We start from the raw sequence: 15,892 nt of genomic DNA, 5'->3' as shown, positions 1-15,892 counted from the left end.
GGGCGGCGGGGTGTGGGGGGCTAGCGCAGCCAGAGGCCTTCGCGCTTCAGCACAAAGCGGATGGCTTGTTCGCGCCGGGGCAGATCGTCACGGTCGAACAGCGCGCGCACCTTGCGGCCGCGGTTCTGGTAGATCATCAGGCGGGCAGGCTCGTGATCGCGCAGGATGCGGCGGATTTCCTTTTCTCCGGCCACTTGTTCCAAAACCTCAACCACGCGGTCAGTTTCGCGGGCGTAAAGCAGGGGCAATGTGCGATAATGGCAGGTCACATCGCCATCCAACCCCGCCAACTCTGGCCCCGGTCGCCCGCCGCCAAAGCTGTGGATCACCAGGGGCAAGGCGATCTGATCCAGCCAGGGGTAGATTTCCTGACAGATCAACGCCTCGGGGCGGTCATCGCGGATGGTCAGGGCATAGTCGAGAAAGCGCTGGCCAAAGGCCTTGGGGCTTTCGTGGAAAAACCAGCCTGCGTTGAAATAGAGGAAGCGCTGCCAGTAGTTTTCGGGCTGGCTGGTGTCGATGGTGCTGACAAAATCCAGACCAAAGCGATCATAAAGCGCCGCCCATGTTTGCCCAAGATCGGGGCCGTAAAGTTCCTGCGTGGGCCAAGTGCCCTCGCGCCGCATTGAGGCCGAGGGCTTGGCGAAATCAAACCCGACGCTGGCGAAATCGCCGGTGATCAGCGTGTCGGTGTCGAGAAACAGGAAGGGCTGGTCGGGCAGGGCGGCCAGTGCCTCGATCTTGTTGCCATGCGGATAGCTTTCGCCGAAATGCCGCGCTTCAAACGGCAGAAATTCGGCGCCAAGGTTGGTCAGCACCTCGCGCAGGGCCGGGTTGGTGACAGCGACCGATTTCGGCCACGCGCCGCCTTGCTGCGGTTCGGCCAGATAGAGCTTTCCGGCGAAATCAGGGTTGGTGGCGCGCAAAGAGGCGGCCAGCAGCAACGCCTCATATTGCAAGCGGCCCGATTGCACCACGGCCACGATATTGAAGGTCTGGCCCGCAGGCTTTGGGTCAGTCATACTCGCCTCAACCAATCCCACATTGTTTCGCGATCCGCATCAATCCCCACCATATTGCCGCGTGAAATTCAATCCGCGCAAGCGCTTAACCCTTCACATTGGTGATAAATACTCCCGCCGGAGGCTCCCCCCGCCAGCGACGGAAGCCTCCGGCGGGAGTATTTAGGCCAAGATGAAGTCAGCGTTTCGGGGTGAAGCGCAGCGAGAGACACGACATGCCGCCATCGAGTTTGGCGCATTCGCTGTTGCCGATCTCGACGACCTTGTAGCCCGCCTGATCCAAGGTTGCGCGGGTTTTCGGGAAGCCTGCGGGCATGATGACCAGATCGTTGAAGCGGATGGTGTTGGCGCAGGCTTCTTCGCCATCGGCCACATAGATCATCTTGTAGCCCGCAAAGCAGCCAGATGCGGCAAGGCGGCGGGTGGAGAGGATGGTTTCAGCGTCCAGCAGCGAGCAATCGGTTTTGAAGTGCAAAACCCCCGGCGGGGTGAAAACTTCGCGCACCGGCAGGCCCCAGTCGGCGACCAGACGGGTGAGTTCCGCCACCCCGGCGGCATTGGTGCGGGCCGAGCGGCCGACGAGAATTTCGGTCTCGGTCGTCAGGATGTCGCCGCCCTCGATATAGCTGTCGTCGCCCGTGATGCGCAGGACGGTGCCGTAAAGTGCTTGCAGATGTGGGGCCATTTCGGCGGCTTCACCCAAGCGCGAGGGTGCGCCGGGGCGCATCACCACGGCACCTTGCGGCAGACAGAGGGCGGTATCCTCGACAAACACCGAATCCGGGAAGGCTTCCAGCGCGTCCAGCTCGATCACTTCGGCCCCGGTCGCGCGCAGGGCTGCGATGTAATCGACATGGTGCGCCTGCATGACGCCAAGATCCGGCGTGCCGGTATCGACCGCGCGCAGGCCCGCGATGATGCTGCGCGAGGGCTTGCGGGTGATCGCGTGGCTGAAGGTGTAAGATTGCATGGAAGACTCCTGATCCGAACTGGCGCGACCTTAGGCGAAACTTCGGCGGCCCGCAAACGGGGCAACTCAGTCCGCGACGGCCAGAAAGGTGCGCAGCTTTGGCACCATGAAATCGAGAAACGCCCGCACCCGGCGCGGCATGTGATCGCCGCCCAGAAACACCGCATGCACATCTTCACGGTCGCCTGCGATGGCATCGGCCAGCACCTCGACCAAGGCACCGCTGGCCAGATCGTCGCGGATGTGAAACTCGCCCATCCGCGCAAGGCCCATGCCCGCCAGCGCCATCCGCCGCAGGGTTTCGCCGTTGTTGGCAGATAGAGGCCCGGAGACGTGGCTATCCACCACCCGGTTGCCGTCGTGCAGCGGCCAGACCGGGGCCACGCGGCGGAAGTTGAAGCCAAGGCAGGCGTGATCGGCCAGATCGGCGGCAGTTTGCGGGGTGCCGCGGCGGTGCAGATAGGCGGATGCTGCCACGATCTTGCGCGGTGCAGAACCCAGCTTTACCGCGGTCAGCCCGGAGTTGGCCAAGGGGCCGACGCGAAAGGCCACATCGGTGCGGTCGAGATAAAGATCGACCACCTCATCCGAGATCGACAGATCCAGCGCGATATGCGGAAACTCTTGCCAGAAAGCGGGTAGAAGCGGCTCGATGGCCACCATGCCAAGGCCCACCGATGCCGAAACCCGGACGGTGCCGGTGATGCTGGCCGCGCCTTGGGTCAGATCACGCTCGACGGCATCGAGTTCGCGGATCAGGCTTTGGCTGCGGTCGTAATAAATCCGCCCCTCGCCGGTCAGCGACAGCCGCCGGGTGGAGCGTTCAAGCAGGCGCACACCCAGCCGGGCCTCGATCCGCGCGATCAGCTTTGAGACGGTGGAGGGCGTCATGCGCAGATGCCGCGCGGCTTCCGAGAAGCTGCCGCTTTCGACCACCCGCAAAAACACCTGCATTTCGCCGGCGCGATTGTCCATGTCTGTCCTCATCTGTGAAGTATGTTCACAGATGATGCGAAGATTGGCCGGATTATCAAGGCCCGACGGCAGGTCTATGTCAGCGTCATTGCAAAGGCAGGTCGATGACAGCGATGGCTTTGCCTTGCGCGACAGCGGCACCTGCCGTGTGACAGGAGAGATGATATGCAAACCATAACGGCCCATGGGGCCAGCATCCCCGCGCTTGGATTTGGCGTGTTCCGCATGACCGAGGCCGAGGTCGAAGCGGTGGTCCCCGCCGCGCTGGAAACGGGTTTCCGGCATTTCGACACCGCGCAGATTTATGAGAATGAGGCTGCGCTTGGCCGGGCGCTGGCGGCGGCGGGGGCCAGACGTGACGATCTGTTCCTGACGACGAAAGTCTGGGTGGCGAACTACAGCGCCGAGCGTTTCATGGCCTCGGTCGATGAGAGTCTGGAGAAACTGGGGGTGGACCGGGTCGATCTGCTGCTGGCGCATTGGCCCGGCGATGCGGTGCCTGTTGAGCGCCAGATCGAATGGCTGAACGCGGCGCAGGCGGCGGGCAAGACCCGGCTGATCGGCGTCAGCAACTATAACCGCGACCAGTTGCGTCGGGCGGTTGCCGCCAGCGCTGCGCCCATCGTGACCAACCAGATCGAGATGCATCCCTATCTGGACCAATCCGCCATGGTGGCGGCGGCGCAGCAGACCGGCACAGCGCTGACCGCCTATTTCGGCATGGCCGATGGCGCGGTGCCGCGTGATGCGCTGATCGCAGAGATTGCCGCTCGGCATGGCAAGACGGCGGCGCAAGTCGGGTTGCGTTGGTTGATGCAGCAAGGGGTGATCACCCTGTCCAAGACCGCCAAACCCGCCCGTCTGGCCGAGAACTTTGCCATTTTTGACTTCACTTTGACCGAGGCCGAGATGGCCGCAATCACCGGCCTCGCCCGTGCGAACGGCCGCATCGTCAGCCCCGAGGGTCTGGCCCCGGACTGGGTCGCGTAAGGAAACATCATGCAAACGCAAAAATTCAACTGGCCACTTCTGGCCCTTGCCATCGGGGCTTTTGGCATTGGCGTCACCGAGTTCTCGCCGATGGGGATGCTGCCGGTGATCGCCGAGGGGGTGGGGGTTTCGATCCCATCGGCGGGGCTGCTGGTCAGCGCCTATGCCATCGGGGTAATGGTGGGCGCGCCGACGATGACGCTGCTGTTCGCGCGCTTTGGCAAGCGCATGGCGCTGATGGCGCTGATGGCGATTTTCACGCTGGGCAATGTGATGTCGGCGCTGTCGCCGGATTACTGGACGTTGTTGGCGGCGCGGGTTGTCACCAGCCTGAATCATGGCGCGTTTTTCGGGCTGGGGTCGGTGGTGGCGGCCAGTCTGGTGCCAAAGGACAAGCAGGCGAGTGCCGTGGCCACGATGTTCATGGGCCTGACCATCGCCAATATCGGCGGTGTGCCGGTGGCGACATGGATCGGGCAAAGCGTGGGCTGGCGGGCGGCATTTGGCGCAACCGCGCTGCTGGGGCTTTTGACCATGGCGGCGCTGTGGCTGGCTTTGCCTGCGACGGCGGCAGGGGCGCGGCCTGATGTGCGGCGCGAGTTGCGGGTGCTGACCCGGCCCGAGGTGCTGTTGGCGTTGTGCACCACCACTTTGGGGGCGAGTGCGATGTTCGCGCTTTACACCTATGTCGCGCCGGTGCTGACCAGTTTGGCCGGGGCCTCGGACAGCTTTGTGACCTTGGCGCTGGTGTTGATCGGTCTGGGCTTTACCGTTGGCAACTGGCTGGGCGGGCGCGTGGCGGATTGGTCGCTGGATGGGGCGACGGCGATCTTTCTGGGTGCACTTGCCACGATCATGTTGGTGGCTCCGCTGACGCTGAACAGCCAGATCGGGGCTGCGATCACCGTGTTTCTGTGGGGCGCTGCGGCTTTTGCCATTGTGCCGCCGGTGCAGATGCGGGTGATGCAGGCCGCAGCCGATGCGCCGGGTCTGGCGTCTTCGGTGAATATCGGGGCGTTCAATCTGGGCAATGCCATTGGCGCGGCCTTGGGCGGGGCGGTGATTGCTGCGGGGTTTGGCTATGCGGCGGTGCCGGTGATCGGCAGCGTAACGGCGGCCACGGGGCTGGCACTGGTCTGGCTGGGCCGTCAGCGGGTGGCTGTGGCTGCGTAAAGCGGCGGAATTGTTCTGATCGGCAAAGGGGCGGCAAAGCCAGTATTTGTTGCCCTTTTGCGACCTGTTCGGCACAGCACGTTCCGCCGCAACGCGCGAATGACTATCTGGTTCCGATTGAATTTGTTGATTAATTTCGGAACCACACGGTAGGAGTGACGTTTTTCAGACAGCGCTGAATGCGTCACATCATATTGGAGATAGAGATGAAAAAGCTTCTGCTTTCCACCGCCCTGCTTGCTGGTCTTGCCGGTGCCGCTGTTGCACAAGACGTTGCTGCGTTTCGCGCTGCTGCCGATCCGATGAATGTGCGGGCCTCGGACTTTATCGGGATGCGCATCTACGCATCCGAAGCTGCGATTGATGCCACCGAATACAACGGCACCCAAGAAGGCTGGGATGACATCGGCGAAGTCAACGACGTGATCCTTTCGCGCGATGGCAAGGTCGATGCGGTTCTGGTTGATATCGGCGGTTTCCTTGGCATGGGCGAGCGTCAGGTCGCCGTTGGCATGGAGGCGATCAAATTCGTCAGCGACAGCGCCACCGCAGACAAGCCGGATGACTTCTTCCTGGTGATGTCGGCCAAGCGCGCCGATTTCGAAGCGGCACCGCCCTATGCGATGAACGGTGATGCGATGGCTCCGGCGACCGAGGCTGCGCCTGCGGCTGATGCCACTGCGACCGATGCGATGGCCGCAGGCGCTGCGCGCGCACCGATGACCAAGGACGGCTATGTCGCGGCGGATGCCACGATGCTGACCTCGGAAAAACTGACCGGCGCCAAGGTGTATGATGCCACCGATGCGTCGATCGGCGAAGTGGCCAACCTTGTGCTGTCGGCAGATGGCAAGGTCTCGGACGTGATCATTGATGTCGGCGGTTTCCTTGGCATGGGCGTAAAGCCCGTAGCCCTGCCGCTGGCCGATGTGGACATCCTGAAACAAGCCGATGGCGACGAGCTGCGTGTCTATCTGGGGCAGACCAAAGAGCAACTGGAAGCCCTGCCGAAGTATGAAGGCTAACAGCCATTTCATGAAAAAGAAGGCCCGCCCTTGTCGGCGGGCCTTTTTGCGACATTATCCGTTCAGTGGTAAATGTCCGACAGCATGGCACGGGCCGTGTTGACAAAGTTATGTGCTTGTTTAACCCGGAAGCAACCTTTGATCGGGCGCGCAGCAGTCGGCCCACCCTGCCACGAGGACCGCGCGGATGTTGATTGATCTGGATGCCATCTTCGCTTCGTCGCCCTCGCCGCATGTGCTGCTGGACCGCGACTTGCGGATGATCTGGGCGAATGATGCCTATCTGACCGTCACTGGCCGTAGCCGCGCGCAGGTGATTGGCCGTATCATCACCGAAGAATTTCCCGCCCCGCCCGACTCTATCGCCGAACGCATGCTGAACGCCTCGTTCAAGCGGGTGTTTGAAAGCGGCGTCACTGATCATCTGCCGCTGATCCCGTATCCGATCACCACGGCGGACGGCACGGCGCAGGCCCGGTATTGGAGCGCGACACACACGCCGCTGCTGGATCCGCAGGGGGCGGTGGAATATCTGCTGCAAAACACCAATGACGTGACCGAGCTTTATGTCGCTTCGGCGGCGGAGCGTGCGGCGAACCCCGCCGATCACACCACGATGGTGCGCCGGGCCGAAGTGGTGGCGCGGCAGAACCTAGAGCTTGGCAGCATCGCGCAGTTTTTCCGAACCATATTTGATCAGGCCCCCGGCTTTATCGCCATTGTGTCGGGGCCAGAGCATGTTTTCCAACTGACCAACGACGCCTATAAAGAGTTGATTGGGCGGGCGGATGTGTTGGGCCAAACCGTGCGGGCGGCCTTGCCCGAGTTGCAGGGGCAGGGCTTTTTTGAATTGCTGGATCAGGTTTATGCGTCTGGCACACCGTTTTCGCAGACAGGCGCGGTGGTGCGGCTGCGCCCAACCGAAGGCGGCGCTGAAATCGAGCGTCATGTCGACTTCATCTTTCAGCCCATGCGCGACTCGGAAGGTTTGACCACCGGCATTTTCGTGCAGGGCCATGACGTTACCAAACAAAAGGCCGCCGAATCCGAATTGGTCGAGACGCGCGAACGTTTCCGCGTCATGGCGCAATCCATGCCCAATCAGGTCTGGACCGCCGCACCCGATGGCGGCTTGGACTGGCTGAACGATCAGGCCTATGCCTATACCGGGCTTGATGAGGCTGGGCTTTACGGCTCGGCCTGGGGTCAGGCGGTGCATCCCGACGATTTGCCGACTGCCGCGGCGCAGTGGGCGGCGGCGGTCGCGACGGGCCAGTTGTACGAGACCGAGTTCCGCATCCGTCGCTATGATGGCGTCTATCGCTGGTTCATCGTGCGGGCCGTGCCGATCTACAGGGCCGAGGGCGTCGTCGATCGCTGGGTCGGCACCAACACCGATATTGAAGACCGCAAGCTGGCCGAAGCCGCGATTGCGCAGATCAACCAGACACTCGAAGACCGCGTGGCCGAGCGCAACCGCGAGCTTGAGGTGGTTAACGCCGCCCTCCGCCAAAGTCAGAAGATGGAGGCGATTGGCAATCTGGCGGGCGGTATTGCGCATGATTTCAATAACTTGCTGCAAACCATCAGCGGCAGTCTGCAACTGGCGATGCGCCGCATCGACCCCGGATCAGACGTGCTGCCGCGCATCGAACTGGCAATGAAGGCGGTAGAGCGGGGGGCGACCCTTGCCTCGCAACTGCTGTCGTTTGGGCGCAGGCAACCGTTGGCGCCTAAGGTGATCAATCTGGGCAGGCTGTTGCGTGATGCGGGCAATATCGTGCGCAGCGCCATCGGCGAGGGTGTCGAGGTGGAAACCATCGTCGGCGGTGGGTTGTGGAACACCTGTGTAGACCCCACCAATGTTGAAAGCGCCGTGCTGAACATGGCGATCAATGGCCGCGATGCGATGGAAGGGCACGGCAAGCTGACCATCGAGATTGGCAACGCCTATCTCGACGAGGCTTATGCCCGTGCGCATCTGGATGTGGTGCCGGGGCAATATGTGATGCTGGCGGTGACAGACACCGGCTCGGGCATGTCGGCGGATGTGATCGAGCGGGTGTTTGACCCGTTTTTCACCACCAAACCCGAAGGGCGCGGTACTGGCTTGGGCATGTCGATGGTCTACGGTTTTGTCAAACAATCTGGCGGCCATATCAAGATTTACAGCGAAATCGGCAGTGGCACTTCGGTGAAAATCTATCTGCCCCGCTCGCTGGATGCCGAAGAACTGCCGCCGAGCTTGACCGCTGATGATCTGGCGGGCGGGCATGAGACCATTCTGCTGGTGGAAGATGACGAGGATGTGCGCATCACCGCAGCGCATCTGCTGAACGATCTGGGCTATACCGTGCTGCAAGCCCGCGATGCCGAGCGGGCCTTGGCGGTGATCGAAAGCGGCGCGCGGATTGATCTGTTGTTCACCGATGTGGTGATGCCGGGCAAAGTCACCAGCCGCGAGATGGCCGACCGCGCGCGCCATCTGATCCCGCATCTGCCGGTGCTGTTCACCTCGGGCTATACGCGCAATTCGATCGTGCATGGCGGCAGGCTTGATCCGGGGGTGCAACTGCTGAGCAAACCCTACACGCAAGAGCAACTGGCGCTGAAAATCCGCGAAGTGCTGGGCAAGCCCTGTGCGCCTGCTGTCGCCGTTGCTTCGCAGCGGGCGGAGACTGCCGTGTCGGCGCCTGTGCAAGTGGTGACGGCCTCGGCTGCCATCGTTGGGTTGCGGGTGCTGGTGTGCGAGGATCAGATGCTGATCCGCATGGATCTGGTCGATGGGCTGGTCGAAAGCGGCTGTGTCGCGGAAGGCGTGGGTTCGGGCACCGAGGCGTTGGCGCTGTTGCAGGCGGCAGATTTCGATCTGTTGATCGTCGATGTCGGTTTGCCGGATATGTCGGGTGTGGAAGTGGCGCAGCGTGCTGTGGCGATCAAGCCCGATCTGCCGGTGATCTTCGCGACCGGCGGGCGCAGCGTGACCGGGGCGGAAGGGTTGCAGAATTATACCATTCTGGGTAAGCCGTTCTCGGACCGCGAGTTGAAAGATGCCATTCTGACCGTGTTGGAGAAATAGCGCTGCCGTGATGCCTGGGGCATGGCGGCTGCTGTGGCGCGGGAACGATTTCGGCGCGGCGTTGTTATCAGTCTGATGTCATGGGAATTCTTGCGATGAAGCCAGCCTGCCGCGCCGCTCCAGCCTTTGCTCGGCCCCTAGCACCCGGCGCTTGTTTCGATGCGCGCTGACGAAATCCTGTATCCCACCGAGATGGGGCTTTATTGCGCCCCCGGTGATTTCTATATCGACCCATTGCGCCCGGTGCCGCGCGCCTTGGTCACGCATGGCCATGCCGATCACGCTCGCCCCGGCAATGGCGCGGTGATGGCGACGCGGCAGACGCTGGAGATCATGGCGATCCGCTACGGCGATGATTTCACCGCCAGCCGTCAGATCGCCGAAGGGCCGCTGCGGGTGGGCGGTGTGACGGTCAGCTTTCACCCGGCGGGGCATGTTCTGGGTTCGGCGCAAATCCTGATCGTGCCGGATAATGGCCCGCGCATCGTGGTGTCGGGGGATTATTGCCGCGCGCCGAACCCGGTGTGCCTGCCGTTTGAACCCGTGCCTTGCGACATCTTCATCACCGAGGCGACCTTTGGCTTGCCGGTGTTCCGCCATCCCGATCCCTTGGCCGAGGCGGCGCGGCTTTTGGCCAGCATGGCCGAGTTTCCCGACCGCCCGCATCTGGTGGGCGCCTATGCGCTGGGCAAGGCGCAACGGGTGATTGCGCTGGCGCGGGCGGCGGGCCATGACGCGCCCATCGCTATCCATGGTGCGCTCAAGAGGCTGTGCGATTATCATGTGGAACAGGGCATCGACCTGGGCCCCTTGGTGTCGGCCACCGACCCCGGCGATGCCAAGCTGATCATCGGCCCGCCCTCGGCCTTTGCAAGCCCCTGGGTGCAGCGCTTTCGCGATCCGGTGATCGCCTATGCGTCAGGCTGGATGACGGTGCGGGCGCGGGCGCGGCAGCGCGGGGTGGAACTGCCCTTGGTGATCAGTGACCACGTTGATTGGCCGCAACTGACAGCCACCATCCGCGAACTTGGCCCCCAAGAGGTCTGGATCACGCATGGCACCGAGGATGGGCTGATGCGCTGGTGTGAAATCGAGGGCATAGCTGCCCGCCCGTTGCGGTTGGTGGGCTATGAGGATGAGCCGGAATGAAAGCCTTCGCCCGCCTGTTAGAGCGTTTGGCCTTTACCGCGGGCCGCAATGCCAAGCTGACCATTCTTGCGCATTATTTCGCCGCCACGCCTGACCCGGATCGCGGCTGGGCTTTGGCGGCGCTGACGGGGGGCCTGGATTTGCGGCAAGTCTCGCCCTCGTTGCTGCGGCGTTTGGCGGGCGAGCGGGTGGATGAAAAGCTGTTTGCGCTGTCTTATGATTTCGTCGGTGATCTGGCGGAAACCATCGCGCTGATCTGGCCTGATGGCTGTGTGGTTGGCCCCGAGGTGACGCTGTCTGATGCGGTGGCGCTGCTGCGCGACACTGGCAAATTGGCGCTGCCCGCCGCGATTGCGGCGATGTTGGATCGAATGGCCCCGCCCGAACGTCTGGCGTTCCTGAAACTCGCCACCGGCAATATGCGGGTGGGGCTGTCGGCGCGGCTGGCGCGGGTGGCCTTGGCGCAAGGCTCGGCCCGCAGCGTTGAAGAGATTGAGGAAATCTGGCACGGTCTGGTGCCACCTTACGGCGTGCTGTTTGCGTGGCTGGCTGGCGGGGCGCGCCCTGAGGCTGCCGCTGCCGCACCATTCCGCCCGGTGATGCTGTCAACGGCGATCACCCCCGACGACCTGCCACCGCTTGATCCGGCGGATTACTTTGCCGAATGGAAATGGGATGGCATCCGGGTTCAGGCGGTATCCGAGGGCGGGATGCGGCGGCTTTATTCGCGCACGGGTGAGGATATTGGCGCGGCCTTCCCCGATCTGTTGGATGTGCTGGATTTTGAGGGCGCGGTGGATGGCGAATTGCTGATCCGGCGCGACGCCGATGTCGCGCCTTTTGCCGATCTGCAAAAGCGATTGGGCCGCAAGGTGGTCAGCAAAGCCATGCTGCAGAGCCATCCGGCCAGCCTGCGGCTTTATGATGTTCTGACCTGGCAGGGTGAGGATTTGCGCACGCTGCCGCTGTCAGAACGCCGCGCCCGGTTGGAAGGGGTGGCGTTCACCAGCCCCCGCATTGATCTTTCGCCATTGCTGCCTTTCACCAGTTGGGATGAGTTGACGGCCATTCGCGCCAATCCTCCGGCGCAGGTGATCGAAGGCGTGATGATCAAACGCCGCAACGCGCCCTATGTTGCGGGGCGTCCGCGCGGGCCGTGGTTCAAGTGGAAACGCGATCCGATGGTGATTGATGCGGTGCTGCTTTACGCGCAAAGCGGCCATGGCAAACGATCAGGCTTTTACAGCGATTTCACCTTTGGCGTCTGGGATGGCGCAGAGCTGGTGCCGGTGGGGAAGGCATATTTCGGCTTTACCGATGAAGAGTTGAAAGAGCTTGATCGCTTTGTGCGCAAGAACACCACCCAGCGCTTTGGCCCGGTGCGGCAACTGGCCCCCTTGTTGGTGGTCGAGGTCGCGTTTGAGGGGCTGAACCTTTCGACCCGCCACCGTGCCGGCCTTGCCATGCGGTTTCCGCGCATTTCGCGCATCCGCTGGGACAAGCCCGCCGCCGAGGCTGACACCTTGGCCACACTGCGCACGATGTTGTGAATTCCTTAGCAAAATAAGGTTGTAATTGGCGCAATCGCCCTTAAATCGGCGCAAATGGCGGTTATTCAGCATTTCAGCGTGTAAACTTGGCTTGTCAGTGACCTGTAAGATGTAAGATTCCGCGCAACATGTAGCGCGCAAGCCGCACTGACAGGGAACCATGCTTTTGATGGCCCGTTAGACTAGGCCTCGTGTGATTTTCGAGGCAGAATGTGTGAAACGAATAGGTGTTAACATGGCAGGACGCATTTTGATTGTCGAGGACGAGATCATCGTCGCGATGGATCTGGAAGCGACGCTCGAAGATTTCGGGTTTGAAACGGTTGGCATTGCTGCCGACACTCCAAGCGCGTTGCAGCTTGGGGCGGCAAATCCTGATGTGGCGCTGGTGGATGTGAACCTGCGCGATGGCGCGACGGGGCCTGAGATTGGCGCGCGTCTGGCGCGTGATTTCGGAGTGAATGTGGTGTTCATCACCGCCAACCCCAGAATGCTGGGCGATGGCGTGCCGGGTGCGATTGGGGTGCTGCACAAGCCGACCGATCCGCATACCATTCGGCAGACGGTGGAATATGTGATGGGTCTGAAGGGTGCCGAAAGCAACATGGCGCAGCCGCCCTCGGCGCTGACCGTGTTTCCCGCGCAAGAGCGTCGGGCCTGAACGCAATCGGCGGGCCGATCAGGCCCGTGCCTTTGAATAGAAAAAATCCGCCTGATCGCAGGCGGATTTTTCATTGTGCGAGGCTCTGCGATTTAGCGTCAGGCCTCTGGGGTATGCGGCGTGTAAGCGGCGCGCAGCAGGCTGGAGCGCGGGCAGGTGACTGTCACCACAAGCCCTTCGGCATTCCATTTCCAGCCGATCTTGCCGTTCAGATGCGATTGCGAGCTGGCCAGCATCAGCTTGGTGCCAAAGCCTGTTTCGGTGGGCGCAGCGGCAATCCCCGGCCCGCCTGTCTCGGTCCAGATCAGGCTGCATTCATCGCCTTCGCACGACGAGGTGATGTCAACCTTGCCTGCCTCGGCAGACAAAGCGCCGTATTTCTTGGCGTTGGTTGCCAACTCGTGCAGGATCAGCGCGAAGGGTGTGGCCGCTGCATCATCTACAGAAACATCCTCACCGCCGATGGTGATGCGACCGTCATCCATGGCGATATAGGGCCGCAGGATTTCGCGGGCCAGACCGTGCAGCGTGACACCGCCATGATGCGGGCGCGATTGATCGCTGTGCGGGCGCGCCAGATCATGCGCCCGCCCCAAGGCCGCAATGCGCGCCTGCAAGTCGCGCGCAAAGGCGGCCGATTCCGGCGCACGGCGACCTGACAAGCCGATCAGGCTTTGCACAATCGCGAAAATGTTCTTGATGCGGTGGCTGAGTTCCTGGCTGAGAAGCTCGACATATTCCGCGGCCTTTTTGGTGTCATGGATATCGGTGCAGGTGCCAAACCAGCGCCCGATCTGCCCGTTGGCATCGCGCACTGCACGTGCACGGCCCAGCACCCAGCGATATTCGCCGGTATGGTGCCGCAAGCGATATTCGATTTCATAGGGCGCACCACTTTCCAGCGCTTGCGACCACAGCTTCCATGCCCGTTCCTGATCGTCGGGGTGGAACATGCCGTTCCAAGCCTCGCCATCGGTGCTGCCCACCGGCATGCCGGTGAATTCATACCAGCCAGCGTTGTAGTAATCGTGGAAGCCATCCGGCCGGGTCGACCACACCATCTGCGGCATCGCATCAGCAATCGCGGCAAAGTCGGGCATCGAGGTCTGAGCGGTCAGGCCGCCCGATAGGGCATCGGGCACGTCAGCGACAGCGCCCGGTGTTTTCGGCGGTCCGACGTATTTCGATGAGGTCATGCTGTGATTCCGAACGTGGTAGATGGTCAAGTATAATGCACAGCTTTGGTTTTGGTTCCCAAATGCGCAAGTCTGTGAGGGTCAGCGCAACTTGGCGCTGATCTAGAGACTTTGCAAAATCCTTTCCAGCCGCCGCAGTCAAGCGAACTTATGCCATAACCCCTTTTCATAGCCAAAAAGCGCCGGGGCTTCTGGCACAAACTGTGCGCGATCCTCTGCCACCAACCAGCGGGTTGCGCGCAACGTGGCGGGCTCGACCTCTAGCACGCAAAAGCCGTGATCACGCTCGCCTATACGGCTGCACAAGGCTGTGCCGGTCTGGATATGCAGCAGCGGGCGCGAGGCCTGCGCGGAAACACCAAGCCCGATGTTCCAATGATGCAGATGGCCCGACAGCACCACGTGCAGACCGGCTTCGGTCAGCTGTTGTGTCGCCTCAAGCCCGTTGCGGGTCTCGCCGCGTTCAAAGCCGGGGGGTTCCTCAAACGGGTGATGGCTGACCAGAATGTTGAACGTATCCTGTGGCCCCGCGCGCAAGCTGGCGCAGATGCGCGCAATTTCATCGCTGCGGGCAACGCCGCCGCGCCATTGCAGCGGATCGGCGGTGTTGACGCCAAATAGCCGCACGCGGCCCACCTGCATCACCGGAGTCATCTCCCGTGCAGCACCGCGCCGATAGGCGCCAAACGGGTTCAGCAGCCGCGCAAAGGGGTTGAACAGCGGCAGATCATGGTTGCCGGGGATTAGCATCAGCGCAATGCCCAGACCGCGCAGAAAATCCATCGCGGCGCGAAACTGACCTGACCGCGCCCGCTGCGTCAGATCGCCCGAGACCACCACCAGATCGGGGCGGTTCTCCAGAATGGCTGCCTGCAAAGGCTCCACCAGATCCGCCCGGTGCAGGCCAAAATGCAGATCGGTCAGATGCACGATCCGCATCATGCAGCGGTGGCCTTTTCGCCCCCGGCAGGCACGATCACCCGCAACGCATCCCGCTGCACCCGCAGTTTGAACGGCCCGGTTGCGCGTTCCTTCTCACCATCAAAGGCCAGCAGTCGGCGAGGTTGGCGCGAGTCGATCTCGATCTCATCGGCCACCAGCAGATCAAAATCCTGTCCCCGCACCGATTTGCCGATCACCAGCCGGAATCCCGCCACAATCAGTTGCCGCGGGCCGTGGCCCTTGGCCAGAAACAGCACCAACTTGCCGGCGCGGATAGCCTCGGCCCCCTCAAGCCCCATGTTTTCAAGCTGATAGGCACTGCGCGCCACAAAGGCGAGCGGCGTGTGGAACTCTTGCCGCTTGCCGTCCAGCGTCACCCACAGATGCATCGGGTCGCGCATTTCCCACAACGTGACCAAAGCCGACCAGTAGGCGGCAATCCGGCTGCGGCCCCAGCGTTTGTAAATCGCCTCGCGCCGCTCGAGGATCTTTGGATAGACGCCGAAACTGGCGTTGTTCAGGAAAACCCGGCCGTTGACATCGCCCACATCCATGCTGCGCACCTGGCCGGTGATCAGCGTGTCAAGCGCCTGCTCCAAGGTCTCGCCCACCTGCAACTCGCGGGCGAAATAGTTGAAGGTGCCGCCCGGCAGCACCCCCATCACCGATCCCGTGCCCGCAAGCGCCCCGGCCACCGCCGATTGCGTGCCATCGCCGCCGAGGGCAATCACCACATCGGCCCCGTCCTGCACCGCGCGCTCTGCCGCTTTGGGAATATCGGCACCGTTGCTGACCGGATAGGGCACAAATTCTTTGACATGCGGGGTCAGCTTGTCGCGGATCATGTCTTGATTGGCATGTCCATCGGCTTTGCCAGAAGCCCCGTTCAGCACCAAAGCCACCTTGCACGCGGCAAGGTTAAGGGTTGGGGATGGCGTGTTCATCGCGGCTCCTGCACTGACAGATGCTTGAAGTTGGACCAGTTTGTGCCGAATGCAATGGAGCGAGGGCAAATTTTCCGAACGGCGGCGGGCGCGCGGGTGGCGTAACAAAGAATGCCACCTGCCGCGCGGTGTCGAATTGGCCGCGCCGAGCGCGAATGGCGGTTTTCAAACACTGATCGCACCGTTAATTACGCCACAGGCGGCAAGGCTGCCGGG

13 protein-coding genes are annotated in these 15,892 nt (G+C 62.2%); 7 read left to right on the top strand and 6 right to left on the bottom strand.

Translation table 11 applies throughout. The annotated features are described in order from the left end of the window. Positions 1-20 precede the first annotated feature (20 nt). The 3 genes from ACFOGH_RS15435 to ACFOGH_RS15425 form a co-directional block, all read right to left on the bottom strand. Positions 21-1,022: a hypothetical protein gene (locus ACFOGH_RS15435; RefSeq protein WP_380074061.1), complete on the bottom strand. Its 1,002-nt coding sequence runs from the start codon at positions 1,020-1,022 to the stop codon at positions 21-23. A gap of 178 nt (positions 1,023-1,200) precedes the next feature. Further along, on the bottom strand, positions 1,201-1,992 hold the full coding sequence (locus ACFOGH_RS15430) for a dimethylarginine dimethylaminohydrolase family protein (protein ID WP_380074060.1): 792 nt from the start codon (positions 1,990-1,992) through the stop codon (positions 1,201-1,203). Positions 1,993-2,058: 66 nt separating this feature from the next. Further along, a complete protein-coding gene (locus ACFOGH_RS15425) occupies positions 2,059-2,967 on the bottom strand; it encodes a LysR family transcriptional regulator (protein ID WP_380074059.1) in 909 nt (302 codons plus the stop codon). 165 nt (positions 2,968-3,132) lie between these two features. On the opposite strand from ACFOGH_RS15425, the gene ACFOGH_RS15420 reads away from it, so the two are divergent. The 7 genes from ACFOGH_RS15420 (at position 3,133) to ACFOGH_RS15390 (ending at position 12,594) form a co-directional block, all read left to right on the top strand. Then, positions 3,133-3,957, top strand: a complete 825-nt coding sequence (locus ACFOGH_RS15420) for an aldo/keto reductase (RefSeq protein WP_380074058.1) — start codon at positions 3,133-3,135, stop codon at positions 3,955-3,957. Positions 3,958-3,966: 9 nt separating this feature from the next. Beyond that, entirely contained in the window at positions 3,967-5,130 is a 1,164-nt protein-coding gene (locus tag ACFOGH_RS15415; protein WP_380074057.1) for an MFS transporter, read from the top strand. Positions 5,131-5,336: 206 nt separating this feature from the next. Continuing rightward, on the top strand, positions 5,337-6,155 hold the full coding sequence (locus tag ACFOGH_RS15410; RefSeq protein ID WP_380074056.1) for a PRC-barrel domain-containing protein: 819 nt from the start codon (positions 5,337-5,339) through the stop codon (positions 6,153-6,155). A gap of 187 nt (positions 6,156-6,342) precedes the next feature. After that, complete coding sequence (locus ACFOGH_RS15405; RefSeq protein WP_380074055.1) at positions 6,343-9,234, top strand: hybrid sensor histidine kinase/response regulator; 2,892 nt, start codon at positions 6,343-6,345, stop codon at positions 9,232-9,234. Between the two features lie 159 nt (positions 9,235-9,393). Continuing rightward, positions 9,394-10,383, top strand: a complete 990-nt coding sequence (locus ACFOGH_RS15400) for a ligase-associated DNA damage response exonuclease (protein ID WP_380074054.1) — start codon at positions 9,394-9,396, stop codon at positions 10,381-10,383. Next, a complete protein-coding gene (locus ACFOGH_RS15395; RefSeq protein WP_380074053.1) occupies positions 10,380-11,933 on the top strand; it encodes a cisplatin damage response ATP-dependent DNA ligase in 1,554 nt (517 codons plus the stop codon). The genes ACFOGH_RS15400 and ACFOGH_RS15395 overlap by 4 nt, the downstream gene beginning before the upstream one ends. Before the next feature lie 235 nt (positions 11,934-12,168). Further along, the gene (locus ACFOGH_RS15390; RefSeq protein WP_380074052.1) at positions 12,169-12,594 is read left to right on the top strand and encodes a response regulator; all 426 of its coding nucleotides are present in this window, start codon (positions 12,169-12,171) and stop codon (positions 12,592-12,594) included. Positions 12,595-12,692: 98 nt separating this feature from the next. Here ACFOGH_RS15390 and ACFOGH_RS15385 read toward each other — a convergent pair whose 3' ends face one another. From ACFOGH_RS15385 to ACFOGH_RS15375, 3 genes are all read right to left on the bottom strand, one after another. Next, the gene (locus tag ACFOGH_RS15385) at positions 12,693-13,790 is read right to left on the bottom strand and encodes a sensor histidine kinase (RefSeq protein ID WP_380074051.1); all 1,098 of its coding nucleotides are present in this window, start codon (positions 13,788-13,790) and stop codon (positions 12,693-12,695) included. 138 nt (positions 13,791-13,928) lie between these two features. Continuing rightward, positions 13,929-14,732 (bottom strand): metallophosphoesterase family protein, encoded by an 804-nt coding sequence (locus tag ACFOGH_RS15380; protein WP_380074050.1) that lies wholly within the window; start codon positions 14,730-14,732, stop codon positions 13,929-13,931. Beyond that, positions 14,729-15,676 carry a diacylglycerol/lipid kinase family protein gene (locus ACFOGH_RS15375; protein WP_380074049.1) on the bottom strand — a complete coding sequence of 316 codons (948 nt, stop codon included), beginning with the start codon at positions 15,674-15,676 and terminating at the stop codon, positions 14,729-14,731. The genes ACFOGH_RS15380 and ACFOGH_RS15375 overlap by 4 nt, the downstream gene beginning before the upstream one ends. Positions 15,677-15,892: the final 216 nt, after the last annotated feature.

Origin of the sequence: Cypionkella sinensis (assembly GCF_042646385.1) — a bacterium.
Taxonomy (GTDB): Bacteria; Pseudomonadota; Alphaproteobacteria; order Rhodobacterales; family Rhodobacteraceae; genus Cypionkella; species Cypionkella sinensis.
The sequence above is the reverse complement of the archived record's forward strand: the minus strand, read 5'-3'. Positions and strand labels throughout refer to the sequence as shown.